This window comes from Streptomyces galbus, from assembly GCF_005280195.1.
Lineage (GTDB): Bacteria > Actinomycetota > Actinomycetes > Streptomycetales > Streptomycetaceae > Streptomyces > Streptomyces galbus.
The window spans coordinates 139,731-165,315 of sequence record NZ_SZPR01000002.1 but is presented as its reverse complement, the minus strand read 5'-3'; the positions used below and the strand labels follow the sequence as shown (position 1 = coordinate 165,315).

Sequence of the window (25,585 nt, the reverse complement as noted above, 5' to 3'; positions counted from 1 at the left end):
ATGTGTTCCTGACATCCTCACCCAGGCACAGGCGGCACAAAGCGGCGGGGGGCCCACCGTTACAGAACAAACGCGTTTCGGGACGGGGTCGTGACACCTCTAAACTGAGCCCCGTGACCGAGAACGCATCGCAGCAGCCGCCAGCGCCCACCACAGAACTGCCGACCCAGTACGCGCCGGCCGATGTAGAGGGGCCGCTGTACGAGCGCTGGGTGGAACGCGGTTACTTCGAGGCGGACGCCAAGAGCGACAAGCCCCCGTACACCGTCGTCATCCCGCCGCCGAACGTCACCGGCAGCCTGCACCTCGGGCACGCCTTCGAGCACACGCTCATCGACGCCCTCACCCGCCGCAAGCGCATGCAGGGCCACGAGACGCTGTGGCAGCCCGGCATGGACCACGCGGGCATCGCCACCCAGAACGTCGTCGAGCGGGAGCTGGCCAAGGAGGGCAAGTCCCGCCACGACCTCGGCCGGGAGGCGTTCGTCGAGCGCGTCTGGCAGTGGAAGGCCGAGTCCGGCGGCCAGATCAGCGGGCAGATGCGCCGCCTCGGTGACGGTGTCGCCTGGTCCCGCGAGCGCTTCACGATGGACGAGGGCCTGTCCCAGGCCGTCCAGACCATCTTCAAGCGGCTCTACGACGACGAGCTGATCTACCGCGCCGAGCGCATCATCAACTGGTGCCCGCGCTGTCTGACGGCCATCTCGGACATCGAGGTCGAGTACCAGGACGACGACGGCGAGCTGGTCTCCATGCGCTACGGCGACGGGGAGAACTCCATCGTCGTCGCCACCACGCGCGCGGAGACGATGCTCGGCGACACCGCCGTCGCCGTCCACCCCGACGACGAGCGCTACCGGCACCTCGTCGGCACGCTGGTCAAGCTCCCGCTGACCGACCGCTCCATCCCGGTCGTCGCCGACGAGCACGTCGACCCCGAGTTCGGCACCGGCGCCGTCAAGGTCACCCCGGCCCACGACCCGAACGACTTCGAGATCGGCCAGCGCCACGACCTGCCGTCCCTGACGATCATGGACGAGCACGCCGTGATCACGGCCCACGGCCCCTTCCAGGGCCTGGACCGCCTGGAGGCCCGCTCCGCCATCGTCGCCGCGCTGCGCGCCGAGGGCCGGATCGTCGCCGAGAAGCGGCCCTACGTCCACTCCGTCGGCCACTGCTCGCGCTGCAAGACCACCATCGAGCCGCGCCTGTCCATGCAGTGGTGGGTCAAGGTCGGCCCGCTCGCCAAGGCCGCCGGCGACGCGGTCCGCGACGGCCGGGTCACGATCCACCCGCAGGAGATGGAGAAGCGCTACTTCGACTGGGTCGACAACCTCCACGACTGGTGCATCTCGCGCCAGCTCTGGTGGGGTCACCGCATCCCCGTCTGGTACGGCCCCGACGGCGAGGTCGTCTGCGTCGGCCCCGACGAGCAGCCGCCGAGCGGCGAGGGCTGGCGCCAGGACACCGACGTCCTCGACACCTGGTTCTCCTCCGGCCTGTGGCCCTTCTCCACGCTCGGCTGGCCCGAACGGACCGAGTCGCTCGCGAAGTTCTACCCGAACTCCGTCCTGGTCACCGGCTACGACATCCTCTTCTTCTGGGTCGCCCGGATGATGATGTTCGGCCTGTACGCGATGGACGGCACCCCGCCGTTCCACACCATCGCCCTGCACGGCATGGTCCGCGACCAGTTCGGCAAGAAGATGTCCAAGTCGTTCGGCAACGCGGTCAACCCGCTGGACTGGATGGACAAGTACGGCTCCGACGCCCTGCGCTTCACCCTGGCCCGCGGCGCCAACCCGGGCGTCGACGTGCCGATCGGCGAGGACTGGGTCCAGGGCTCGCGCAACTTCGCCAACAAGCTCTGGAACGCGACCCGGTTCGCCCTGATGAACGGCGCGACGGTCGAGGGGCCGCTGCCGGAGCCCTCGGCGATGTCCTCCACCGACCGCTGGATCCTCTCCCGCCTCAACTCGGTCGTCGCCGAGGTGGACGCGTACTACGACGACTACCAGTTCGCCAAGCTGTCCGACGCGCTCTTCCACTTCGCGTGGGACGAGGTGTTCGACTGGTACGTCGAGCTGTCCAAGACGGTCTTCCAGGCCGGCGGCGAGCCCGCGAAGGTCTCCCAGCGGGTCCTCGGCGAGGTCCTGGACGTCACGCTGAAGCTGCTGCACCCGGTCGTCCCGTTCGTCACGGAGACCCTGTGGACGACGCTGACCGGCGGCGAGTCGATCGTGATCGCCGACTGGCCGGCCGACAGCGGCTTCCGCGACGCGGAGGCCGAGCGGGAGATCTCCACCCTGCAGTCGGTCATCACCGAGGTCCGCCGCTTCCGCGCCGACCAGGGCCTGCAGCCCGGTCAGCGGGTCCCGGCCCGGCTGGCGCTCGACGGCACCTCGCTGGCGCCGCACGAGACCGCCATCCGCCAGCTCCTGCGCCTGCAGCCGGAGGGGGACTCTTTCACGGCGACGGCGACCCTGCCGGTCGCGGGCGCCGAGGTCGCGCTGGACCTGTCCGGCACGATCGACGTGGCCGCCGAGCGCAAGCGCCTGGCGAAGGACCTGGCCGCCGCGGAGAAGGAGAAGGCCCAGGCGACGGCCAAGCTCGGCAACGAGGCGTTCCTGGCGAAGGCCCCGGACCAGGTGGTCGACAAGATCCGCACCCGCCTCGCCAAGGCGGAGGAGGACATCGCCCGCATCCAGTCCCAGCTGGAGAAGCTGCCCCCGGCGTAGCCGACGGCACCCACGAGAAGGCCCCCGGCGCACCGAGACGCCGGGGGCCTTCTCGAGTTCCGCTGGAGAACCGGTCCACTTGTGACCGGGCCCGGCCGTGCCGGCCTCAGGGGCGCGGGGAACTGCGCGACCAGCCACGACGGGGCCACAGCCGCGCACCCACGACGACATCCCCGCCCGGACCGCGCACCCGAGCCGCGGCACGCACACCGCCGTCACGTCCGTAGACTGGGCCCCGTGAGCCACCCCACCGACGACCAGCCCGACCCCGTCGACCCCCTCGACGCCTTCGAGGACCTCATCGCGGAGGAGACCACCCGCGACCCCGACCTGGCGGTGATCGAGGCCGGCAGCCGCACCCTGCGCACCCAGGGCGGCGCGCAGCAGGCGGACGTGCCGGCCCGCCCGGAGGACCCCGAGGTCGACCGCGCCCTGCGCGAGGTCGAGGCGGAGCTGGCCTCCCGCTGGGGCGAGACCAAGCTGGAGCCCTCGGTCAGCCGGATCGCCGCGCTGATGGACGTCCTCGGCGAGCCGCAGCGCTCGTACCCCTCGATCCACATCACCGGCACCAACGGCAAGACCTCCACGGCCCGCATGATCGAGGCGCTGCTCGGCGCCTTCGAACTGCGCACCGGCCGCTACACCAGCCCCCACGTGCAGTCGATCACCGAGCGCATCAGCCTCGACGGCGCCCCCATCTCGGCCGAGCGCTTCATCGAGACGTACCGGGACATCCAGCCGTACGTCGAGATGGTCGACGCGCAGCAGGAGTACCGGCTGTCGTTCTTCGAGGTGCTGACCGGCATGGCGTACGCCGCGTTCGCGGACGCGCCCGTGGACGTCGCCGTCGTCGAGGTGGGCATGGGCGGCTCCTGGGACGCCACCAACGTCATCGACGGCGACGTGGCCGTCGTGACGCCCATCGACCTGGACCACACCGACCGGCTCGGCGACACGCACGCGGCGATCGCGGGGGAGAAGGCCGGCATCGTCAAGCAGGACGCCACGGTCGTCCTCGCCCAGCAGCCGGTCGACGCCGCACAGGTGCTGCTGAAGAAGGCCGTCGAGGTGAACGCCACCGTGGCCCGCGAGGGCCTGGAGTTCGGCGTCGTCGCCCGGCAGGTCGCCGTCGGCGGGCAGCTCGTCACGCTGCGCGGCCTGGGCGGCGAGTACCCCGAGGTGTACCTGCCGCTGCACGGCGCCCACCAGGCGCACAACGCGGCCGTCGCGCTCGCCGCCGTCGAGGCGTTCTTCGGCGTCGGCGCCCAGCGCGCCGGGCAGCTCGACGTCGACACCGTGCGCAAGGCGTTCGCGGGCGTCTCCTCACCGGGCCGCCTGGAGGTCGTACGGCGGTCCCCGACCGTCGTCCTGGACGCCGCCCACAACCCGGCGGGCGCCCGCGTCACCGCCGAGGCGGTCGGCGAGGCGTTCGACTTCAGCCGGCTGATCGGCGTGGTCGGCGCGAGCGGCGACAAGGACGTGCGGGGGCTGCTGGAGGCGTTCGAGCCGATCTTCGCGGAGGTCGTCGTCACGCAGAACTCCAGCCACCGTGCGATGGACGCCGACGAGCTGGCCGCGCTGGCCGTCGAGGTGTTCGGCGAGGAGCGCGTGCAGGTCGAGCCGCGGCTGCCGGACGCGCTGGAGGCGGCGATCACGCTCGCCGAGGAGGAGGGCGAGTTCGCCGGCGGGGGCGTGCTCGTCACCGGTTCCGTCATCACGGTGGGCGAGGCCCGCCTGCTGCTGGGAAAGGGCTGAGGTCCGACAGTGCGTACGCTTTGCTCCTCGACGCTGATCGGCGAGTTCTTCGTCGTCGGGTTCGCCGGTCTGGTCGCCATGAAGGACCCCGACCTGTCCACGGGCACGGTGTGGACGGTGTGCGGGATCGCCATGTTCCTGTGCGTCGCGCTGTGCGGGGTGGTCACCCGGCCCGCGGGCGTGGTGCTGGGCTGGGCGCTGCAGATCGCGCTGGTGGCGTCCGGCTTCTTCGTGCCGATGATGTTCTTCCTCGGTGTGGTGTTCGCGGCCCTGTGGTGGGCCTCGGTGCACTTCGGCCGCAAGGTCGAGGAGGCGAAGGCGAGGTTCGCGGCGCAGGCCGGCTCCGGCAGTCCTGACGCTGCGTGACAGCGGCGGCGACACGCCCTGTAACCTCAGGGCCAGTCGTCGCACCGCACCACCTGGCAGGAAAAAGGAGTCCCCCCGTGACCCAGCGCACCCTCGTCCTCCTCAAGCCCGACGCCGTCCGTCGTGGCCTGACCGGCGAGATCATCGGCCGAATCGAGCGCAAGGCGGACTGGCGGATCACCGCGCTGGAACTGCGCACGCTGGACCGGGCGACGCTGGAGCAGCACTACGGCGAGCACGTCGGCAAGCCGTTCTACGAGCCGCTGGTGGAGTTCATGTCCTCCGGCCCGGTGGTGGCGCTGATCGTCGAGGGCGAGCGCGTCATCGAGGGCGTTCGCCAGCTCGCCGGCCCGACCGACCCGATCGCCGCGGCACCGGGCTCCATCCGCGGCGACTTCGGCGTGATCGTCCGCGAGAACCTGATCCACGCCTCGGACTCGGAGCAGTCCGCGGAGCGAGAGGTCAAGCTCTTCTTCCCGCACCACGCCTGACCCTGCCCCGGGGAGCCCCCGGGAGCCCCGCGGGTTCCCCCGTCCCGGCGACACGGCCGGGCCGTCCCACCCCCCGGACGGATTTTTCGTGGATCTTTCTGAGGGTGCGTCAGATCGGTGGCCGGTCTGACCTGCGGTGGGCGTACGTTTTCGGCCGTGGCTCGGCATATGCGGTGCCGATCGGGGGAACGCGTGCCCCCGATGGGTCGTCTCACCAAGCGGCCCGGCCGGTCATCTGCTGACAATGGCCAGGACCCTCGCGCAGTGTTCGTGCAGGCGCGTTTACGATGGAAGCCTTCACGTCACAGCACCCACCTCGCCTACCTGAAAAGCCCTCAAAAGCCAGTGGGAAGGCCAGACGAATCCTGATGGGGAACTCAATGTCGTTCATCGGCCGTGACATGGCTGTCGACCTCGGGACCGCCAACACGCTGGTGTACGTCAGGGGTCGCGGGATCGTACTGAACGAGCCGTCCGTCGTCGCGATCAACACCAACACCGGTGGCATCCTCGCGGTCGGCGCCGAAGCGAAGAAGATGATCGGGCGCACGCCGGGCAACATCGTCGCCGTGCGCCCGCTGAAGGACGGCGTGATCGCCGACTTCGAGATCACCGAGCGGATGCTCCGCTACTTCATCCTGAAGATCCACAAGCGGCGGTATCTCGCCCGGCCGCGCGTCGTCGTGTGCGTGCCCTCCGGCATCACCGGCGTCGAGCGCCGCGCCGTCATCGAGGCGTCGACCCAGGCCGGCGCCCGCCAGGTGCACATCATCGAGGAGCCCATGGCCGCGGCCATCGGCTCCGGCCTGCCGGTCCACGAGGCCACGGGCAACATGGTGGTGGACATCGGCGGCGGCACCACGGAGGTCGCGGTCATCTCGCTCGGCGGCATCGTCACCGCACAGTCCATCCGCGTCGCGGGCGACGAACTGGACAACGCGATCATCCAGCACATCAAGAAGGAGTACTCCCTCCTGCTGGGTGAGCGGACGGCCGAACAGATCAAGATCACCATCGGCTCGGCGTACGACCTCGACACCGACGAGCACACCGAAATCCGCGGCCGGGACCTCGTCTCGGGACTGCCCAAGACGGTCGTCATCTCCGCCGCGGAGGTCCGCAAGGCGATCGAAGAGCCGGTCAACGCCATCGTGGACGCCGTGAAGACCACGCTCGACAAGTGCCCGCCCGAGCTGTCCGGCGACATCATGGACCGCGGGATCGTGCTGACCGGCGGCGGCGCCCTGCTGCGCGGCCTGGACGAGCGGCTGCGGCGCGAGACCGGCATGCCGATCCACATCGCCGAGGACCCGCTGGACAGCGTGGCGCTCGGCTCCGGCAAGTGCGTCGAGGAGTTCGAGGCCCTCCAGCAGGTCCTGGACGCCGCGCCGCGCAGATGACGTAACGCTTCGATTCCGCCGTACGGGACGACCTCCTCTCGTGCGGCGGATCGTCGCTATCGAGGCATAAGCTCCCACGCAGAACCCCGCGGTCCCGTCGGCGTCGCGCCGTCGGGACCGGTCACCCGAATTCCTAGAGGGAAGGGCACGGCCGCCGCACGTGAGGGACACGAAAGAGAGCCGGCTGCTGCTGGTGCTGCTGGTCGCCGTCGCGTTCGCGCTGATCACGGTGGACATCCGCGGAGGGCAGGACTCGCCGGTCGACGGTGCCCGGCAGGCCGCGGCCGCGGCCTTCGGTCCCATCGAGAACGGCGTGTCCTCCGCGGTCGACCCGGTCGGCAACGCCGTCTCCGCGGTCCGCGACTCCGGGGAGCGCCACGACCGGCTCGCCGAGCTGGAGAAGGAGAACGCCGCGCTCAAGGCGAAGCTCGGCAGCGACGACCGCACCCGCAGCCGGCTCGCCCAGCTCGACAAGATGCTGAAGATCGCCGGTGACGGCCAGTACGGCATCAAGGGCGCGCAGGTCATCGCGATAGGAGCGGCCCAGGGCTTCTCCTGGACCATCACCATCGACGTCGGCGCCGACGACGGCATCCAGCGCGACATGACCGTCCTCAACGGCGACGGACTCGTCGGCCGGGTCACCACCGTCGGCCCGCACACCGCCACCGTGCTCCTCGCCAACGACCCCGACTTCACCGTGGGCACCCGCATGGAGTCCACCGACGAACTCGGCTTCGCCTCCGGGCAGGGCGACCGGCCGCTGCGCGTCGAACTCCTCAACGGCAAGGCCGAGGTGAAGAAGGGCGACCGGCTCGTCACCTTCGGCTCGCAGGCCGACAAGCCGTTCGTGCCCGGCGTCCCGGTCGGCGTCGTCTCCCGCGTCGACCCCTCCGGCGGCGACCTGACCCGCACCCTCTACGTCACGCCGTACGTCAGCTACACCCAGCTCGACGTCGTCGGCGTCGTCGTCCAGGCCCCGAAGAAGGACCCGCGCGACACGGTCCTGCCCGCCAAGCCGAAGCCGACGCCCACCCCGACGGTCACCGTCACGGTCACCCCGGGTGCCGGGACGTCCGTGAACGGCGGGCAGCAAGACGGCCAGCCAGAGCAGCAGTAGGAGCTGACTTCCCCCATGCGCGTCAACCGGATCCTGCTCTCCACGGCGCTGGTCGTCGTCGCCCTGGTGGTCCAGGTGAGCGTCCTCGCCCGCCTCCACCTGCCCGGCGCCGTCCCCGACCTGCTGCTGCTCACCGTCCTCGCCCTCGCGATGGTCTACGGTCACGTCGCCGGCGCCCTCGTCGGCTTCGGCGCGGGCCTGCTGGCCGACCTCGCCCCGCCCGCCGACCACGCGGCCGGCCGCTACGCCCTGGTGCTGTGCGTCATCGGCTACGCGGCCGGGCTCGTCAAGCCGGAGAACGGCCGCCTGAAGTCGGCGACCGCCCCGATGCTCGTGGTGGTCGGCGCCGCCGTCGGCTCCACCCTGCTGTACGCCGGGGTGGGCGCCCTGGTCGGCGACACCGCCGCCCGCCACGTGGGCCTGCCGGGACTGCTGTTCAGCGCCGCCCTGTACGACCTGCTGCTCGCGCCGTTCGTGGTGCCCGCCGTCATGGCGCTGGCCCGCCGCGCCGACAACGACCCGCTGGCCGAGACCACCTCCGCCGCCAAGGCCACCGACATCTCCTCCGGCTGGCTCGCCTCCGGCACGGGACTGCGCATCGGCGGCCTGCGCACGAAGGCGGCCCGCGCGCGCACCGCCCGGGCCGGGCGCATCAAGGGGGTCAAGCGGCTGTGAGGCGCGCGGAGTTCACCCGGACGGGGGAGCCCCGGCCGGAACCGGGTCGCACGGGCCCTTCGTTCACGATCCGTACGCGGTCACGACCGACCGCACATCCGTCCGGCGTCGAGAGGGGGAGGCAGCCGCAGTGACCAACATTCCCGAGACCGGCCGGACGCCGCGCGTCCAGATCCGGCTCATCGTGATCCAGATCCTCGTCCTCTCCCTCCTCGGCACCCTCGGCGGCCGCCTGTGGTACCTCCAGATCCGGGAGGGCGCGGCGTACGCCAAGGAGGCCTCGGGCAACCACGTCCAGCAGGTCGTCGACCCCGCGATGCGCGGCTCGATCCTCGACGCGCGCGGCGTGCCCCTCGCCGACAACGAGACACGGCTCGTCGTCTCCGCGTCCCGCACCGACCTGCTGAAGCAGAAGGACGACGGCAAGGCGGTCCTGACCAAGCTGGCCGCCGTCCTCGGCATGGCCCCGGCCGAGGTCATGATGAAGGTCCGGCTGTGCGACGCCAAGACCCCCCAGCCCTGCTGGAACGGCTCGCCGTACCAGCCCATCCCCATCACCGACGAGGCCACGCCCAAGCAGGCCCTGCAGATCCGTGAGCGCGCCGAGGACTTCCCGGGCATCAGCGCCGAGCCGCAGGCCGTGCGCCGCTACCCGGCGCCGGGCAAGTCCAACACCGCGCAGGTCCTCGGCTACCTCTCGCCCGTCACCGACGACGAGATCCAGCAGGCGCAGGACACCGACTCGCCGTACCTGCGCTCGGACCAGGTGGGCCGCTCCGGCCTGGAGCGGCAGTACGACAAGCAGCTGCGCGGCAAGGCCGGCGTCACCCGCTACGAGGTGGACAACCTCGGCCGGGTCATCGGCGAGGCCGAGGCGACCCCGGCCGAGCCCGGCTCCAACCTCGTCACCAGCATCGACGCCCGCGTGCAGCGGGTCGCGGAGTACGAGCTGAACGCCGCGATGAAGAAGGCCCGCCAGCAGTTCGACAAGATCACCGGCACCAACTACAAGGCGGACTCCGGCGCGGTCGTGGTGATGGAGGCGAAGACCGGGCGGGTCGTGGCCATGGCCTCGGCGCCGACCTACGACCCGAACGTCTGGGTGGGCGGCATCTCCGCCAAGGACTACGCCCGGCTCACCGGCAAGAAGTCCGACTACCCGCTGCTCAACCGGGCCATACAGGGTCAGGCGGCGCCCGGTTCGACGTTCAAGGTGGTCTCCACGGCCGCCGCGGTCGAGGCCGGGTACGAGTTCGACGGCCACTACCCCTGCACCAGCGCCTACTCGGTGGGCGGCCAGGTCTTCAACAACTTCGAGGGCGAGAGCTTCGGCCCGATCTCGCTGGGCCGGGCCCTCGAGGTCTCGTGCGACACCGTCTTCTACGGCCTCGCGCACAACGAGTGGAAGAAGGACGGCGGCATCAACCCGAAGAAGGGCGAGCCGAAGGACTACTTCTACAAGGCGGCGCACCAGTTCGGCCTCGGCAAGGAGACCGGCCTCGACCTGCCCAACGAGGTCACCGGCCGCGTCCCGGACCGCCAGTGGAAGGAGAGCTACTGGAAGGCCAACAAGGACGCCTGGTGCAGGACCGGCAAGAAGGACGGCAGCTACGTCGAGAAGATCGCGTACGAGAACTGCCTCGAGGGCAACAAGATGCGCGCCGGTGACGAGATCAACTACTCCATCGGCCAGGGCGACACCCTCGTCACGCCGATCCAGGAGGCCGTGATCTACGGTGCCCTCGCCAACGGCGGCACCATGTACCACCCGACCATCGGCAAGGCGATCGTCAGCGCCGACGGCAAGACGGTCAGCGAGATCAAGCCGAGGAAGCAGGGCAGGCTGCCGATCACCAAGGCCACCCTCAAGGGCATGGACCAGGCCCTGGCGGGCGTGGTGACGCGCGGTACGGCCGCGTGGAAGTTCACCGGCTGGCCGCAGGAGCAGATCCCGCTGCACGCCAAGACGGGCACGGCCGAGGTCTACGGCAAGCAGACCACGTCGTGGCTGGCGACCTACACCAAGGACTACACGGTCATCATGACCATCGCCCAGGCCGGTACGGGTTCGGGCGCCTCCGGTGAGGCCGTGCGCAACATCTACAGCGCGATGTACGGCGTCCAGGCGGACGGCACGATCGACAAGAAGAAGGCGCTGCTCCCCGCCCCGCAGGCCGCCCTGCCGAAGATCCAGGCGGACGGTTCGATCACCTCCCCGAAGATCTCCAAGGACCCGGCGAAGGACGCCCTGGCCGACGAGGAGGCCGCCCAGAAGGCCACCTCGCAGGGGACCACCGCACCCGACGGGACCCAGCCCGCGGCGACCACGGGGTCGACCGGGACAGCCAACCGCGACACCCGGCGCCGGCAACGCCGGAGAGGACGCGGGCGAGGAAGCCGGAGGGCGTGCTCATGACCGGCGCGAACAGTTTCTCCGTCTCCGGGTACGGACCCGAGCGGGCCGGCTGGACCCGGGTCTTCGCCCGGGACGCGATGGCCCGGCGGCTGGACTGGCCGATACTGCTCGCGGCCATCGCCCTGTCCTTCATCGGCTCGCTGCTGGTGTTCTCCGCGACCCGCAACCGCACCGAGATCAACCAGGGTGACCCGTACTACTTCCTGATCCGGCACGCCATGAACACCGGCATCGGGCTGGCCCTGATGATCGGCACGATCTGGCTCGGCCACCGCACCCTGCGCAACGCGGTGCCGGTCCTGTACGGCCTGTCGGTCCTCGGCATCCTGCTGGTGCTCACCCCGCTGGGCTCCACGGTCAACGGCGCCCACTCCTGGATCGTGCTGGGCGGCGGCTTCTCGCTCCAGCCCTCGGAGTTCGTGAAGATCACGATCATCCTCGGCATGGCGATGCTGCTGTCGGCGCGGGTCGACGCGGGCGACAAGCCCCACCCCGACCACCGCACGGTGCTGCAGGCGCTGGGCCTGGCCGCGGTGCCGATGCTGATCGTGATGCTGATGCCCGACCTGGGCTCGGTCATGGTCATGGTGATCATCGTGCTGGGCGTGCTGCTGGCCTCCGGCGCCTCCAACCGCTGGATCTTCGGCCTGCTCGGCGCGGGCGCCCTGGGCGCGGTCGCGGTCTGGCAGCTGCACATCCTGGACGACTACCAGATCGCCCGCTTCGCCGCCTTCGCCAACCCCGAGCTCGACCCGGCGGGCGTCGGCTACAACACCAACCAGGCCCGCATCGCCATCGGCTCGGGCGGGCTGACCGGCGCCGGGCTGTTCCACGGCTCGCAGACCACCGGGCAGTTCGTGCCGGAGCAGCAGACCGACTTCGTCTTCACGGTCGCGGGCGAGGAGCTGGGCTTCGTCGGCGCCGGCCTGATCATCGTGCTGCTCGGTGTGGTGCTGTGGCGGGCCTGCCGGATCGCCCGCGACTCCAGCGACCTGTACGGCACGGTGGTCGCGGCGGGGATCGTGGCCTGGTTCGCCTTCCAGTCCTTCGAGAACGTCGGCATGACCCTCGGCATCATGCCGGTCACGGGCCTGCCGCTGCCGTTCGTGTCGTACGGCGGCACGTCGATGTTCGCCGTGTGGGTGGCGGTGGGACTGCTGCAGTCGATCAAGGTGCAGCGGCCGCTGTCGGCCTGAGGGCGGGTGCGCCGGCGACGCCCCGGCGCACCGCCCGCGCACTGCCGTCGCCCGCCGGCCGGAACTAGAGTCGGCTCATGGTGGAGACGAAGCGCGAGATCGAACGCAAGTACGCATCCGACGACGACGGACTCCCGGACCTCACCGGTGTCCCCGGGGTGGCGGCCGTCCTCGACCAGGGCGTCGCCGAACTGGACGCCACCTACTACGACACCCCCGACCTGCGGCTCGCCGCCGCCTCCGTCACCCTGCGCCGCCGCACCGGAGGCTCCGACGCGGGCTGGCACCTCAAGCTCCCGGTCTCCCCGGGCGTCCGGGACGAGATCCGGGCCCCGCTGTCCGGCACCCTCCCGCCCGCCCTGGCCGCGCTGGTGCGCTCCCGCGTCCGCGACGGCGAGCCGGTGCCCGTGGTGCGGCTGCGCTCCGCGCGCGACGTGCGCCATCTCGTGGACGGCTCCGGGGCGCTGCTCGCCGAGGTCAGCCTGGACGCGGTGCGGGCCGAGCGGCTCAGCGGGGGCAGCGGTACGGCGCAGTGGACCGAGATCGAGGTCGAGCTGGCCGACGGCGGCGACCCGGCCTTCCTGGAACTGGTCGACGAGCGGCTGCGCAAGGCGGGCGTACGGCCGGCGAAGTCCCCGTCGAAGCTGGCACGGGCCCTGGCGGAGACGGACCCCGCCCCGCGCGACGCCGGCTCCGGCAAGGGCGGCGGCAAGAAGAAGTCGTCCGGCGGTGACCTCACGGCCGGTGAGTACGTGCTGGCGTACCTGCGCGAGCAGCGGGACGCGATCGTCGCGCTCGACCCGGCGGTCCGGCTGGAGGTGCCCGACGCCGTGCACCGGATGCGGGTCGCCACCCGCCGCACGCGCAGCGCCTTCCGCAGTTACGCCAAGGTCCTCGACCGCGCCGTCACCGACCCGGTCGGCGCGGAGCTGAAGTGGCTGGCCGGTGAGCTGGGCGTGGACCGCGACCGCGAGGTGCTGACCGCGCACCTCACCGCCGCCCTCGACGACCTGCCCCGCACCCTCGTGGCCGGCCCGGTCCGCGACCGGCTGGGCACCTGGGCCCGGGAGCGGCACAGCGGCTCCCGGCGGCACCTGGTCGGCGTCCTCGAGTCCCCCCGCTACCTGGCCCTGCTCGACACGCTGGACGCCCTGCTCGCCGACCCGCCGCTGCGCCGGGCGGCGGCCGCGAAGCCCGGGAAGGTGGCCGCCAAGGCGGTCCGCAAGGACGTCCGCAAGCTGTCGGAGCTGGTCGAACAGGCCCTGTGGCTGCCGGCGGGGCAGGACCGCGACGTGGCGCTGCACGAGGCCCGCAAGCGGGCCAAGCGCACCCGGTACGCGGCCGAGGCGGCCGAGCCGGCGGTCGGTGCGCCGGCCCGCAAGCTGGTGAAGTCCGTGAAGTCGGTGCAGAAGGTGCTGGGCGAGCACCAGGACAGCGTGATGGCCCGCACGACCCTGGGCGAGCTGGCCGCCGTCGCGCACGCGGCGGGGGAGAGCGCGTTCACGTACGGCGTGCTCTACGGCCGCGAGGAGCACCGCGCGGCGCTGAGCGAGGCGGCGCTGCCCGAGCGCTGGGAGAAGGTCCGGCGGGCGACGGCGGTGTGACGCCCGATCGGCCGGGCGGTCGGGCGGGCCCCGTGGGCGGGTTAGGCTGGATGGTCACTCCTGTCAGCTCACGAAGGTAATCCCGCGATGTCTGTCGAGTCGGTCTTCCCGCAGCTCGAAGCCTTGCTCCCGCATGTGCAGAAGCCGATCCAGTACGTGGGCGGCGAGCTCAACTCCACCGTCAAGGACTGGGACGGCTGCGACGTCCGCTGGGCGCTGATGTACCCGGACGCCTACGAGGTCGGTCTGCCCAACCAGGGCGTCATGATCCTCTACGAGGTCCTCAACGAGCAGGAGGGCGTCCTCGCCGAGCGCACCTACAGCGTGTGGCCGGACCTCGAGGCCCTCATGCGGGAGCACGGCGTCCCGCAGTTCACCGTGGACAGCCACCGCCCGGTGAAGGCCTTCGACGTGTTCGGCCTGTCCTTCTCGACCGAGCTGGGCTACACGAACATGCTGGCGGCCCTGGACCTCGCGGGCATCCCGCTGCACGCCCGCGAGCGCACGGTCGACGACCCGATCGTCCTGGCCGGCGGGCACGCCGCGTTCAACCCGGAGCCGATCGCGGACTTCATCGACGCGGCCGTGATCGGCGACGGCGAGCAGGCCGTCCTCGACATCACGCGCATCGTGCGCGAGTGGAAGGCGGAGGGCCGGCCCGGCGGCCGCGAGGAGGTCCTGTTCCGCCTGGCGCGCACGGGCGGCGTGTACATCCCGCGCTTCTACGACGTGGAGTACCTGCCGGACGGCCGGATCGCCCGCGTCGTGCCGAACCGGTCGGGCGTGCCGTGGCGGGTGTCCAAGCACACCGTGATGGACCTCGACGAGTGGCCCTACCCCAAGCAGCCCCTGGTGCCGCTGGCCGAGACGGTCCACGAGCGGATGTCGGTGGAGATCTTCCGCGGCTGCACCCGCGGCTGCCGCTTCTGCCAGGCCGGCATGATCACCCGCCCGGTGCGCGAGCGCTCCATCACGGGCATCGGCGACATGGTCGAGAAGGGCCTGAAAGCGACCGGCTTCGAGGAGGTCGGCCTGCTGTCCCTGTCCTCCGCGGACCACTCGGAGATCGGCGACATCGCCAAGGGCCTCGCGGACCGCTACGAGGACGACAAGATCGGCCTGTCCCTGCCGTCCACCCGGGTCGACGCCTTCAACGTGGACCTGGCCAACGAGCTGACCCGCAACGGCCGCCGCTCCGGCCTGACGTTCGCCCCCGAGGGCGGCTCGGAGCGGATGCGCAAGGTCATCAACAAGATGGTCTCGGAAGAGGACCTGATCAGGACGGTCGCGACGGCCTACGGCAACGGCTGGCGCCAGGTGAAGCTGTACTTCATGTGCGGCCTGCCCACCGAGACCGACGAGGACGTCCTGCAGATCGCCGACATGGCGACCCGCGTGATCCAGAAGGGCCGCGAGGTCTCGGGCGCCAACGACATCCGCTGCACGGTGTCCATCGGCGGATTCGTGCCCAAGCCGCACACGCCGTTCCAGTGGGCGCCCCAGCTCTCCGCCGAGGAGACCGACGCCCGCCTGGCCAAGCTGCGCGACAAGATCCGCGGCGACAAGAAGTACGGCCGCTCGATCGGCTTCCGCTACCACGACGGCAAGCCCGGCATCGTCGAGGGCCTGCTGTCCCGCGGCGACCGCCGGATCGGCGCGGTCATCCAGGCGGTCTACGAGGACGGCGGCCGCTTCGACGGCTGGCGCGAGCACTTCTCCTACGACCGCTGGATGGCGTGCGCGGAGAAGGCGCTGGCCCCGTTCGGCGTGGACGTCGACTGGTACACCACCCGCGAGCGCGGCTACGAGGAGGTCCTGCCCTGGGACCACCTCGACTCCGGCCTGGACAAGGACTGGCTCTGGGAGGACTGGCAGGACGCCCTCGACGAGACCGAGGTCGACGACTGCCGCTGGACGCCGTGCTTCGACTGCGGTGTCTGCCCGGCGATGGACACCCAGATCCAGATCGGCCCGACGGGCAAGAAGCTGCTGCCGCTGACGGTCAAGCAGCCGGCGGGGAGCGGGCACACGCACTGAGGGCCGCCTCCCGGCTGCCGCTTGTGCCCTTTTCGTCCGGGTGTTTCTGGGCACCCAGCCGTCATGGGCAGCCCCATCCCTCCCGGCGTGCCGTCGCGGCGCCTGGCTCCCCAGCCGGCGAACGTCGCGGCGGCCCGCTCGTTCGTACGGGCGGCGCTCGACGGGGTCGACCCGGACGTGGTGCAGACCGCCGCCCTGCTGGCCGGTGAGCTGGTCACCAACGTGATCCTGCACGCGCGGACCGAGGCGGAGGTCTGGGCCTGGCAGGTCGACGGGCAGGCCCACGTACGGGTCGCCGACCGGCGGCCGGACCGCGGGCTGGTGCCGCACGAGCGCCACCCCTACGCCACGACCGGCCGGGGCCTGGCGCTGGTGGAGGAGCTGTCCTCCGGTCACGGGGTGCACAGCGGCGCGGAGCGCAAGACGGTCTGGTTCGAGCTGTGGCCCGGCGCGCCCGTGCCTCCGCTGTCCCCCTGGGAGACGGTGGCGCCACCCGCCGCACGGGTGACCGTGACGCTGAACGACGTACCCTACGCCCTGTACGGGGCGGCGCAGCAGCACTGGGAGGCGCTGCTGCGCGAGACGCACCTCGCCGGGGCCGCCACCGACGGGGCGCCGGGCACCGGCACCGGCGTGTCGCCGCGGGACCTCGTCGTCGCGCAGGACATGAGCCACACGATCGGCGCCTGCATGACGGCCGCCGTCGAACAGGAGACCCCCGACAGCTCGACGCTCTCCCTGCGCGTCGCCTTCCCCGCCGACTCCGCCGGCGCGGTCGCCACGCTGCGCCGGGTCCTCGACGGGGCCGACGCGCTGGCCCAGCAGGGCAGCCTGCTCACCCTGCCCGCCCTGCCGCAGATCCGGGCCTTCCGCCACTGGCTGCTCGACCAGATCGCCGGCCAGCTCTCCGGCGGACCCGCCACCGCGTGGACCCTGGCGTCCGGTGTGACCGGGTCGGTCAGCAGGGACCTGGGGCCGTGGGACGCGAGCGAGGCCGAGGCCGCCCAGGTGCCGACCGTGGCGGCCGACGACCGCAACCGCATCATCGCGGTGAACGAGGCCGCGGCGGGCCTGCTCGGCTGGCAGCCGCACGAACTGGTCGGGCAGCGGCTGACGGTGCTGATGCCCGAGCACCTGCGCCACCGCCACGTGACCGCCTTCACCTCGCTGCTGCTGACCGGCGAGCCCCGCATCCTCGGCCGGTCCGTGCCGGTGCCCGCCCTGCACCGCGACGGCCGGCAGATCCCCGTGCGCCTCGCCGTCCAGACGCAGGAGGCGGTCGACGGGCGCACCGTGTTCGTCGCCCAGCTCTCCGCGACGACCGCGCCCCCCGCCCCGCCCGGCGGCCCGTCCGACGACCGGCCCGCCACCCGGCCGGCCGCGTCCGCCGGGCTCCCGCCCGCCACGCCGCACCGGACGCGGGCCGCCCTGCGCGCGGGCACCGCGGCGCCGGAGTGGCTGGAGCTGTTCGCCGACACCGGCCAGGCACTGGCCGGCACCCTCGACCTGGACGAGGGGCTGCGCCGGACCTGCCACGTCCTGACCCGGTCGCTCGCCGACTGGTGCACGGCCGACCTGCTGGACGAGCAGGGCCGGCTGGTGCGGGTCTGCATCGTCCACCGCGACGACCGGGTCACGGTCGCCGGGGAGCACTTCGGCAGGTTCCCGCCGCTGACCGCCGACGCCCGCGGCCCGCTGCCGCGGGTGCTGCGCGGTGCGGGCCCGCTGCTGCTGACCGACTCCCCGCCGCTCGGCCGGGGCCACAGCCGCGTGGACGCACGGCAACGGGCGCTGGTGGACCAGCTCGGCGGGAGCAGCGCCGTCGTCGCGCCGCTGCGCGCGCAGGGACGCATCTTCGGCGCCCTGACCCTGGTGCGCGTACGGGACGAGCACCCCTTCACCCGGCGGGACGTCCCGCTGATCGCGGAACTCGTCCGGGGGATCGCGCTCGGGGTGGACAACGCGCGGCTGCACCAGTCCGTCCACTCCAGCGCCGAACAGCTCCAGCGTGCCCTGCTGCCGACCCTGCCCCGCTGCGACCGGCTGGAGCTGGCCGCGCGCTACCTGCCGTCCCGCAGCACCGCCGAGGTCGGCGGTGACTGGTACGACGCCTTCCTCCTGCCGGGCGGCGAGACCGCGCTGGTCGTGGGGGACGTGGCCGGCCACGACCTGAAGGCGGCCGTCGCGATGAGCGCGCTGCGCAACATGCTGCGCGGCATCGCCGTCGACCGGCAGGAGCCGCCCGGCGACGTGCTGCGTCGCCTCGACCTGGCGAGCCACACCCTCGACCAGCGCTCCACGGCCACGTGCGTGTACGCCCTGGTCAGGCTCGACGGCGGGGCGACGGTCCTGCACCACTCCTCCGCCGGCCACCTGCCGCCGCTGCTGATCACGCCGGCGGGACAGGCCCGCTACCTCGACGGGGGCCGGGGCGTGCTCATCGGCATGGACCCCGACCTGCCCCGCCCCTCCGCGTGCGAGCCGCTGCCGCCCGGCTCGACCCTGCTGCTGTTCACCGACGGGCTCATCGAACGCCGCGGGGAGTCCCTCACCGACGCGATGACCCGCCTGGGCCGGCACGCCGCCGCCCACGCCGGGGACCCGCTGGAGGTGTTCTGCGACGAGCTGGTCATCGCGTTCGGCGCCGACACCACGGACGACATCGCCCTGCTCGCCCTGCGCCCGACGGCGCCGGGCGCCCCGGCCTGACGGCGCCGCCCGCGCCCCGGCCGACCCGGGCCGACCTGCATCCGTCCCGTCCCCCGCCGCGTCTGTGTCGGTATGGACCACGTGGAGCTGGAGAAGCGGTCGCAGGGGCCGTCCGGTCGAAGACCGGGCGGGGCGGGGGCGCCCGAGGGGTGCCTCGTCGTCGCGATCCGGATGCCCGTGCGGATCGTCGCGCTGGTGCTGGTCGTGCCGGTGCGGATGGCCTGGGACGCGCTGGCCGCCGCCGGGCGGTTCCTGTACCGCACGGTGGGGCGGCCCGTCGGCCGGGCGCTGGTGTGGCTGGCGCGGGCGGTGTGCGTGTGGCCGTTCGTCGCGCTGTGGCGGTGGGTGCTGGTACCGGCCGGGCGGGGGCTCGCGTGGCTGGCGCGGATGCTCGTCGTGGTGCCGGCCAGGTGGGCGCAGCGGTATCTGCTCGCGCCCCTGGGACGGGGACTGGTGTGGCTGTACGCGCGCGTGCTGACGCCCCTGGGGCAGGGCGGGTGGTGGCTGCTCAGGAGTGGCGGAGCCGTCCTCGCCGCCGTCGGGACCGGCCTGTGGGCCGGCGCCGTGTGGCTCGGCCGCCATCTCGTGGTCGTGCCGGTGCGCTGGCTCCTGCGCTACCTGGTCGCCGTGCCCGCCCTCTGGCTGTACGCCCGGGTGCTCACCCCGGCGGGTCGTGCCCTCGCCTCGTGCGCGCGGGGCGTGGCCCGGCTCGTCGGGGTGGTCCTCACCGGAGGCGCGGCCGCGCTTCTCTGGTCCGGCCGGGTCCTCCTGGTGGCGCCCGCGGCGGCGCTCCGGCGGTGGGTGCTCGTGCCCGTCGGACGGGTCCTCGGGGTCGTCGGCCGTGAGCTGGGACAGGCCCTCGGACACGCGTGGCGGGTCGCCGGGTACGTCTCGCCGGCCGTCGGCCGGTTCCTGGCGGCCCTCTTCCGGTGGGTCGTCGTCGAACCGGTCCGCTGGGTGTACCGCGCTGTGCTCACCCCGGTGGGCCACGTCGTGCGGGACGCCGTGCTGCGGCCCGCCGCACAGGCGGTGCGCGGCGCCGGACGGGCCGCACGCCAGGCCCTCGCGGCGGCCCGCGAGACGGTCCGGCAGGCCCGCGCCGATGTTCGTCGCGCGCTGTTCGGGGAACTCCCGCAGAGGGACGCCCCGGCCTCCCGGGAACCCCGGCGGCCCGCGGGACGTACTCTTGATGGCAGTACCACCGCACTCACGCATCTCACGAAGGACTAGGACACTGGGCAAGCGACAGCCCGAAGGCCCGCCGCCCGCACCCGCGGTGCAGCGCATCCGACTGCGCTACACCAAGCGCGGCCGCCTCCGGTTCACCAGCCACCGTGACTTCCAGCGCGCCTTCGAGCGCGCGTTGCGCCGTGCCGAGGTGCCGATGGCCTACTCGGCCGGCTTCACGCCGCACCCGAAGGTGTCGTACGCCAATGCCGCACCCACCGGCACGGGCAGTGAGGCGGAGTACCTGGAGATCGCGCTCACCGCGGCGCGTGACCCCGAGACGCTGCGCGTCCTCCTCGACGAGTCGCTGCCCCCCGGGCTCGACGTGGTCGAGGCGGTCGAGGCGCACACGTCGGGGCTCGCCGACCGGCTGACGGCTTCCGTGTGGGAGCTGCGGCTCGACGGCGTGGACCCGGCCGACGCCGACCGCGCGGTGGCCGCCTTCCGGGCGGCCGGCACCGTCGAGGTGCAGCGCCTCACCAAGAACGGCGTCCGCACGTTCGACGCCCGTTCCGCCGTGGTGGACCTGCAGAGCCTGCCCGCGACGGAAACGCACAGTTCGCGGGCTGATAGGCCGAGCGACCAGCCCTGTGCGATACTGCGGCTGGTTGTTCGGCACGTGACGCCTGCCGTACGACCCGACGACGTCCTGTCCGGTCTCCGCGCCGTGGCCGACCTGGCGCCGCCGGTCCCCGCTGCGGTGACCAGGCTGGCGCAGGGGCTGCTCGATGAAGAGACCGGCACGGTGACCGACCCGCTCGCGCCCGACCGCGAGGCGGCGACGGCCCTCGACACGGCCGATCACGCCGCCGCCGCGTCGGCGCCGGCGTAGAAGGTCCCGCGAAGGACGGACGTCGTAGCGCCGCCCTCGGACTCGGGAGCCACCTGGGTCGGGCAGCGCACCGACCAGAAGACTTTCGCCAGGCCGTACGCAAATCGGCGTACGGAACCGGCGAGACAGGACACAGAGAGCTCCCGTGCGGCGCCCGCGCCCCGGACGGCGGCACCGCGCATCGCGCGAGCCGCGGACGTCAACGGTGGCCGATCCCAGGATCGGCTCCGGACCAGGTGCGGCGCCCGGGAGCCTGACGGGAGAAACGCCCGCATGCTCGAGCCGACCGAACCCACCGAGTCCACCACGGGCTCCGAGGACAACACCCCCAGCGGCACCCTGCCGCCGCGCCGCCGGCGCAGGGCCGCTTCGCGCCCCGCCGGTCCGCCGGCCGGGGCCTCGGGGACGCCTGCGGAGACCACCCTGCCGGCCGTACCGGCCGACGGGGACACCGAGACGGACGAGGCCGAGGAGGCCTCCGCTGCCGCCGCGGTGACGGACACCCCCGCACCCGCCGACACCGCGCAGGCCGCCGACCCCGCGGCCGCCGTCGCCTCCGACGAGGAGGCGGCACCGCGCCGCGCCCGGCGCCGGGTCACGCGCCGCGTCTCCGCACCCACCGGGGCGCCGGCCACCGCCGAGGCCGCCGAGACCGTGGTGCCCGCCGTGGCCCCGGCCCCCGCGGCCGACGTGAGCGCGCCCGCCGACGAGGTCTCCGCGCCCGCCGAGGAGCCCGCGCCCGCCGGCCGCTCGCGCCGCAGGGCCACCCGCCGCGCCTCCGCGCCCGCCGGTGCCCCCGCCGCGGCCGAGGCCGCCGAGACCGTCGTGCCCGCGGCCCCCGTGGCCGAGGAGGCCACCGCTGCGGACACGCCGTCCACCACCGAGGCCGCCGCCGACGAGGCGGCACCCCCGGCCCGCACCCGCCGTCGCGCCGGTCGCCGGGCGTCCGCGCCCGCCGGTGCGCCGAAGGCCGCCGAGACCGCCGAGGCCGTCGGTGACCCGCAGGCCGACGCCCCCGTCGCCGTGCCGGAGGAGTCCGCCGAGGCGCCCGCCGTCACGGAGGCCGACGCCCCCGCCGCCGAGGACGCCGCTCCCCGCCGCTCCCGCCGCCGCGCCACCCGCCGGGTGTCCGCGCCGGAGACCGCCGCCGCCCGCGCCGACGAGGCGGAGGCCGCCGAGGCCGCCGCCGACGTGCCCGCCGACACCTCCGCGACACCGGCGCCAGCCGCCGGCACCGCCGCGCAGGCGCCCGTCGCCGACGAGGCCCCGGCCGCGCGCGAGCAGGCCGCCGAGGAGACGACCGGCCGCCGGGGCCGCCGCCGGGTCGTCCGCAAGGCCGCCGCCGGCTTCTCCGAGCCCGCCCGGGGCGCCGGTGAGCGCGGAGGCGAGGGCGACGCCCCGCGCCGTCCGGCCCGGCCCGCCGTGGCCGTGTTCCAGCAGCCGGTGTTCGCCGAGCCGAGCTTCCAGACGCCCGAGCGGGCCGCCGCCGAGGCCGCTGCCGCCGTGGCGGAGCCCGAGGCCCCCGAGGCCGAGGAGCTCCCCGAGGAGCAGGGCGCCGGGTCCCGGCGCCGCCGCCGTCGCCGGGGCGCCGCCCAGGGCGACGAGACCCCCGAGCCCACGTTCCAGACGCCGGAGACCGCCCGCGCGCCCGAGCCCGCCGCCCAGGAGCCGGACGAGCCCGAGGACGCCGACGACGCCGAGGACAGCGCCGAGGGCGAGGACAGCGAGGACACCGGTTCGCGGCGCCGCCGCCGCCGGGGTGGCCGCCGTCGCCGCCGGGGCGACGCCGCCGACGGTGACGGCGAGGGCGCGGACGGCGAGTCCGACGTCGAGGAGCAGGCCGCCGAGCAGGCCGAGCAGGACGCCGAGGACACCGCCGAGCAGGAGGAAGAGGACGCCGAGGAGGCGCACGGCGAGGACTCCGGCCCGTCCACCGCGGGCAGCCGCCGTCGGCGTCGCCGCCGTCGCCGGGCCGGTGACGGTGCCTCCGACGCCGAGTCGTCCGACGACGACCCCGAGCGGACCGTCGTCAAGGTCCGCGAGCCGCGCAAGGCCGCCGAGCCGTCCGACGAGGTCCAGTCCATCAAGGGCTCGACGCGTCTGGAGGCGAAGAAGCAGCGCCGCCGCGAGGGCCGCGAGCAGGGCCGCCGCCGGGTGCCGATCATCACCGAGGCCGAGTTCCTGGCCCGGCGCGAGGCCGTCGAGCGGGTGATGGTCGTCCGCCAGCACGGCGACCGCACGCAGATCGGCGTCCTGGAGGACGGCGTGCTCGTCGAGCACTACGTCAACAAGGAGCAGTCGACCTCGTACGTCGGCAACGTCTACCTGGGCAAGGTCCAGAACGTGCTGCCGTCGATGGAGGCCGCCTTCATCGACATCGGCAAGGGCCGCAACGCCGTCCTGTACGCCGGTGAGGTCAACTTCGAGGCGCTCGGCATGGCCAACGGCCCCCGGCGCATCGAGGCCGCCCTCAAGTCCGGCCAGTCGGTCCTGGTCCAGGTGACCAAGGACCCGATCGGCCACAAGGGCGCCCGCCTGACCAGCCAGGTCTCCCTGCCGGGCCGCTACCTCGTCTACGTGCCCGAGGGCTCGATGACGGGCATCAGCCGCAAGCTGCCCGACACCGAGCGGGCGCGCCTGAAGACCATCCTCAAGAAGATCGTCCCCGAGGACGCGGGCGTGATCGTGCGCACCGCGGCCGAGGGCGCGAGCGAGGACGAGCTGCGCCGCGACGTGGAGCGGCTGCAGGCGCAGTGGGAGGACATCCAGAAGAAGGCGAAGAACGGCAACGCCCCGACGCTGCTGTACGGCGAGCCGGACATGACCGTCCGGGTCGTGCGCGACATCTTCAACGAGGACTTCACCAAGGTCGTCGTCAGCGGTGACGAGGCGTGGCAGACGATCCACGGGTACGTCGCGCACGTCGCGCCGGACCTCGCCGACCGTCTGTCGAAGTGGACCTCCGAGGTCGACGTCTTCGCCACTTACCGGATCGACGAGCAGCTCGCCAAGGCCCTGGACCGCAAGGTCTGGCTGCCCAGCGGCGGTTCGCTGGTGATCGACCGGACCGAGGCGATGGTCGTCGTCGACGTCAACACCGGCAAGTTCACCGGCCAAGGCGGCAACCTCGAGGAGACGGTCACCAGGAACAACCTGGAGGCGGCCGAGGAGATCGTGCGCCAGCTCCGGCTGCGCGACCTCGGCGGCATCATCGTCATCGACTTCATCGACATGGTGCTGGAGCAGAACCGGGACCTGGTGCTGCGGCGCCTGCTGGAGTGCCTGGGCCGGGACCGCACCAAGCACCAGGTCGCCGAGGTCACCTCGCTGGGCCTGGTCCAGATGACCCGCAAGCGGGTCGGCCAGGGCCTGCTGGAGTCGTTCTCGGAGACCTGCGTCCACTGCAACGGGCGCGGGGTCATCGTCCACCTCGACCAGCCGGCCACCACGGGCGGTGGCGGCGGCAAGCGCAAGAAGCGCGGGCGCGGCGCCGACGACCACGAGCACGGCCACGACCACGGTCACGGCCACGAGCACGAGGCCGTCGCCGGGCCGGCCGGGACCGCCGACGGCACCGCGCCGTCCGCGCCGGAGACCGAGCGTGCCGACGAGCCGGTCGCGCTGCCCTCGCCGGACTTCGCCCCGGACGAGGAGCTGTACAGCAGCGTCGCCGAGGCCGAGGCGGCCGCCTCCCGCGGCCGGTCGCGTCGCCGGACGAGCCGTCGCGCCTCGGCTCCGGCGGGCGCGCCCCAGCGGGGCGGCACCGCGGAGGTCGTGGCCACGGCGGACGCGCCGACCGCGCAGGACGTCACCGCCGAGACGGAGGCGGAGCGCCCGGTGCAGCCGGCCGAGGCCACCGGGGCGCACGCCGAGCCGGTCGCCGTGGAGGACCCGGTCGTCGAGGCCCCGGTCCAGGAGACGCCCGCCGTGCGGGAGCAGGCCGCCGAGGAGGCCGCGCCCAAGGGCCGTACCCGCCGTCGCGCCACCCGCAAGGCGACCGCGCCGGCCGGGTCGCCCGCCGGGGCGGAGGCCGCCGTGGTGACGGTCGCCGAGCCGGCCGCCGCGCCGCAGGAGCCCGAGGCCCCGGCGGAGCAGCCGCAGGCCGCGGCCGAGCCGGCCGCCGAGGCACCCGCGGCCGAGCCGGCCGCCGAGAGCGCGGCCCCGGCCCGCCCGCGGCGCCGCGCGGTCCGCAAGGCCACGGCGCCCACCGCGCCCGAGGAGACGGCGGTCGTGGTCGTCCCGTCGACGGCGTCCGAGCCGGAATCCGGGACGGCTGACGCGTCCGGCACCGCCGAGGTGCCGCAGGCGCCGGACGCCGACGAGGCCGAGGCCGCTCCGGCCAAGAAGACGGCGCGCAAGACCGCCAAGAAGGCCACGGCGAAGAAGGCCGCCACCAAGAAGACGACGGCCACCAAGACCGCCGCGAAGAAGACGGCCGCCAAGAAGACCACGGCCAAGAAGGCGGCCAAGGCGACGGCCAAGAAGACGGTGGCGGCGGAGCAGAGCGCCCCGTCGGTGTCCGCCTCCACGGAGGACTGACGGGGAACGGCCGCACAGCGGCACGACGCAGGAGGGTGCGCGGGCGACCGGCCCGCGCACCCTCCTGCGTCACCCGGCCCCCTAGGCCCGCGGTGCGCCGACCGTTGCCCGGACGTAACATTGCGCTCATGGCCCGCTCACCATGCGTGCCGCCTGTGAGCGACCGCACGCAGGTCTTCCGTATCGCTGTGGTAACCCTTGGGAAAACCGGTGGGCGCGTGCTGGTAACGTGAACTGTGGTCCTGGCCGCCGTATTTCGGTGCGCGGGGACCGCAGCCGCTGAGCACGTCCGGTCCTCCATCCCGGATACGGCTGTCTTCCCGCAAGGAACCCTCTGGGGGGCGGGGTCCTGTGCACAAGCCGTTCGCCGCCCGACAGGTGCCGGCGGACTCCCCAGGGGAGCGGACGTGCCGTGCTCGACACGGTCCCTTCCCGACCCTGCAGAAGTGGCACCTACGAGGTCGCCGTAGAGGAAGGGAT

15 protein-coding genes are annotated in these 25,585 nt (G+C 73.2%); all 15 read left to right on the top strand.

Annotated features, from left to right (window positions below; translation table 11 throughout):
- Positions 1–113 precede the first annotated feature (113 nt).
- The 15 genes from E4U92_RS01310 (at position 114) to E4U92_RS01240 (ending at position 25,105) form a co-directional block, all read left to right on the top strand.
- Positions 114–2,738 (top strand): valine--tRNA ligase, encoded by a 2,625-nt coding sequence (locus E4U92_RS01310; protein ID WP_137298360.1) that lies wholly within the window; start codon positions 114–116, stop codon positions 2,736–2,738.
- 237 nt (positions 2,739–2,975) lie between these two features.
- Positions 2,976–4,493, top strand: a complete 1,518-nt coding sequence (folC, locus tag E4U92_RS01305) for a bifunctional tetrahydrofolate synthase/dihydrofolate synthase (RefSeq protein WP_137298359.1) — start codon at positions 2,976–2,978, stop codon at positions 4,491–4,493.
- A gap of 9 nt (positions 4,494–4,502) precedes the next feature.
- Positions 4,503–4,859 (top strand): DUF4233 domain-containing protein, encoded by a 357-nt coding sequence (locus E4U92_RS01300; protein ID WP_137298358.1) that lies wholly within the window; start codon positions 4,503–4,505, stop codon positions 4,857–4,859.
- A 77-nt stretch (positions 4,860–4,936) separates the two neighbouring features.
- On the top strand, positions 4,937–5,350 hold the full coding sequence (gene ndk / locus E4U92_RS01295; protein ID WP_137298357.1) for a nucleoside-diphosphate kinase: 414 nt from the start codon (positions 4,937–4,939) through the stop codon (positions 5,348–5,350).
- Positions 5,351–5,730: 380 nt separating this feature from the next.
- On the top strand, positions 5,731–6,750 hold the full coding sequence (locus E4U92_RS01290; protein ID WP_110628156.1) for a rod shape-determining protein: 1,020 nt from the start codon (positions 5,731–5,733) through the stop codon (positions 6,748–6,750).
- 160 nt (positions 6,751–6,910) lie between these two features.
- Positions 6,911–7,870 (top strand): rod shape-determining protein MreC, encoded by a 960-nt coding sequence (gene mreC, locus E4U92_RS01285; protein ID WP_137298356.1) that lies wholly within the window; start codon positions 6,911–6,913, stop codon positions 7,868–7,870.
- 15 nt (positions 7,871–7,885) lie between these two features.
- Positions 7,886–8,545 (top strand): rod shape-determining protein MreD, encoded by a 660-nt coding sequence (mreD, locus tag E4U92_RS01280; RefSeq protein ID WP_137298355.1) that lies wholly within the window; start codon positions 7,886–7,888, stop codon positions 8,543–8,545.
- A gap of 130 nt (positions 8,546–8,675) precedes the next feature.
- Positions 8,676–10,961, top strand: coding sequence for a penicillin-binding protein 2 (gene mrdA / locus E4U92_RS01275; RefSeq protein WP_137298354.1), 2,286 nt, complete (start codon positions 8,676–8,678; stop codon positions 10,959–10,961).
- Complete coding sequence (gene rodA / locus E4U92_RS01270) at positions 10,958–12,157, top strand: rod shape-determining protein RodA (protein WP_137298353.1); 1,200 nt, start codon at positions 10,958–10,960, stop codon at positions 12,155–12,157. Before mrdA ends, rodA begins: the two co-directional genes overlap by 4 nt.
- Positions 12,158–12,234: 77 nt before the next feature.
- Positions 12,235–13,761, top strand: a complete 1,527-nt coding sequence (locus tag E4U92_RS01265) for a CYTH and CHAD domain-containing protein (protein ID WP_137298352.1) — start codon at positions 12,235–12,237, stop codon at positions 13,759–13,761.
- Positions 13,762–13,848: 87 nt separating this feature from the next.
- A complete protein-coding gene (locus E4U92_RS01260) occupies positions 13,849–15,798 on the top strand; it encodes a TIGR03960 family B12-binding radical SAM protein (protein WP_137298351.1) in 1,950 nt (649 codons plus the stop codon).
- 63 nt (positions 15,799–15,861) lie between these two features.
- Complete coding sequence (locus E4U92_RS01255; RefSeq protein WP_137298350.1) at positions 15,862–18,507, top strand: SpoIIE family protein phosphatase; 2,646 nt, start codon at positions 15,862–15,864, stop codon at positions 18,505–18,507.
- Positions 18,508–18,579: 72 nt separating this feature from the next.
- Positions 18,580–19,737: an MFS transporter gene (locus tag E4U92_RS01250; protein ID WP_229862301.1), complete on the top strand. Its 1,158-nt coding sequence runs from the start codon at positions 18,580–18,582 to the stop codon at positions 19,735–19,737.
- 46 nt (positions 19,738–19,783) lie between these two features.
- Entirely contained in the window at positions 19,784–20,566 is a 783-nt protein-coding gene (locus tag E4U92_RS01245; protein ID WP_137298349.1) for a TIGR03936 family radical SAM-associated protein, read from the top strand.
- Between the two features lie 273 nt (positions 20,567–20,839).
- Positions 20,840–25,105: a ribonuclease E/G gene (locus tag E4U92_RS01240; protein ID WP_137298348.1), complete on the top strand. Its 4,266-nt coding sequence runs from the start codon at positions 20,840–20,842 to the stop codon at positions 25,103–25,105.
- Positions 25,106–25,585: the final 480 nt, after the last annotated feature.

Coding starts and splice junctions, on each gene's coding strand:
- E4U92_RS01290 (WP_110628156.1), top strand. CDS start 5,731: ATGTCGTTCATCGGCCGTGACATGGCTGTCGACCTCGGGACCGCCAAC.
- rodA (WP_137298353.1), top strand. CDS start 10,958: ATGACCGGCGCGAACAGTTTCTCCGTCTCCGGGTACGGACCCGAGCGG.
- E4U92_RS01260 (WP_137298351.1), top strand. CDS start 13,849: ATGTCTGTCGAGTCGGTCTTCCCGCAGCTCGAAGCCTTGCTCCCGCAT.
- E4U92_RS01240 (WP_137298348.1), top strand. CDS start 20,840: ATGCTCGAGCCGACCGAACCCACCGAGTCCACCACGGGCTCCGAGGAC.
- E4U92_RS01265 (WP_137298352.1), top strand. CDS start 12,235: ATGGTGGAGACGAAGCGCGAGATCGAACGCAAGTACGCATCCGACGAC.
- mreD (WP_137298355.1), top strand. CDS start 7,886: ATGCGCGTCAACCGGATCCTGCTCTCCACGGCGCTGGTCGTCGTCGCC.
- E4U92_RS01250 (WP_229862301.1), top strand. CDS start 18,580: ATGGACCACGTGGAGCTGGAGAAGCGGTCGCAGGGGCCGTCCGGTCGA.
- E4U92_RS01255 (WP_137298350.1), top strand. CDS start 15,862: ATGGGCAGCCCCATCCCTCCCGGCGTGCCGTCGCGGCGCCTGGCTCCC.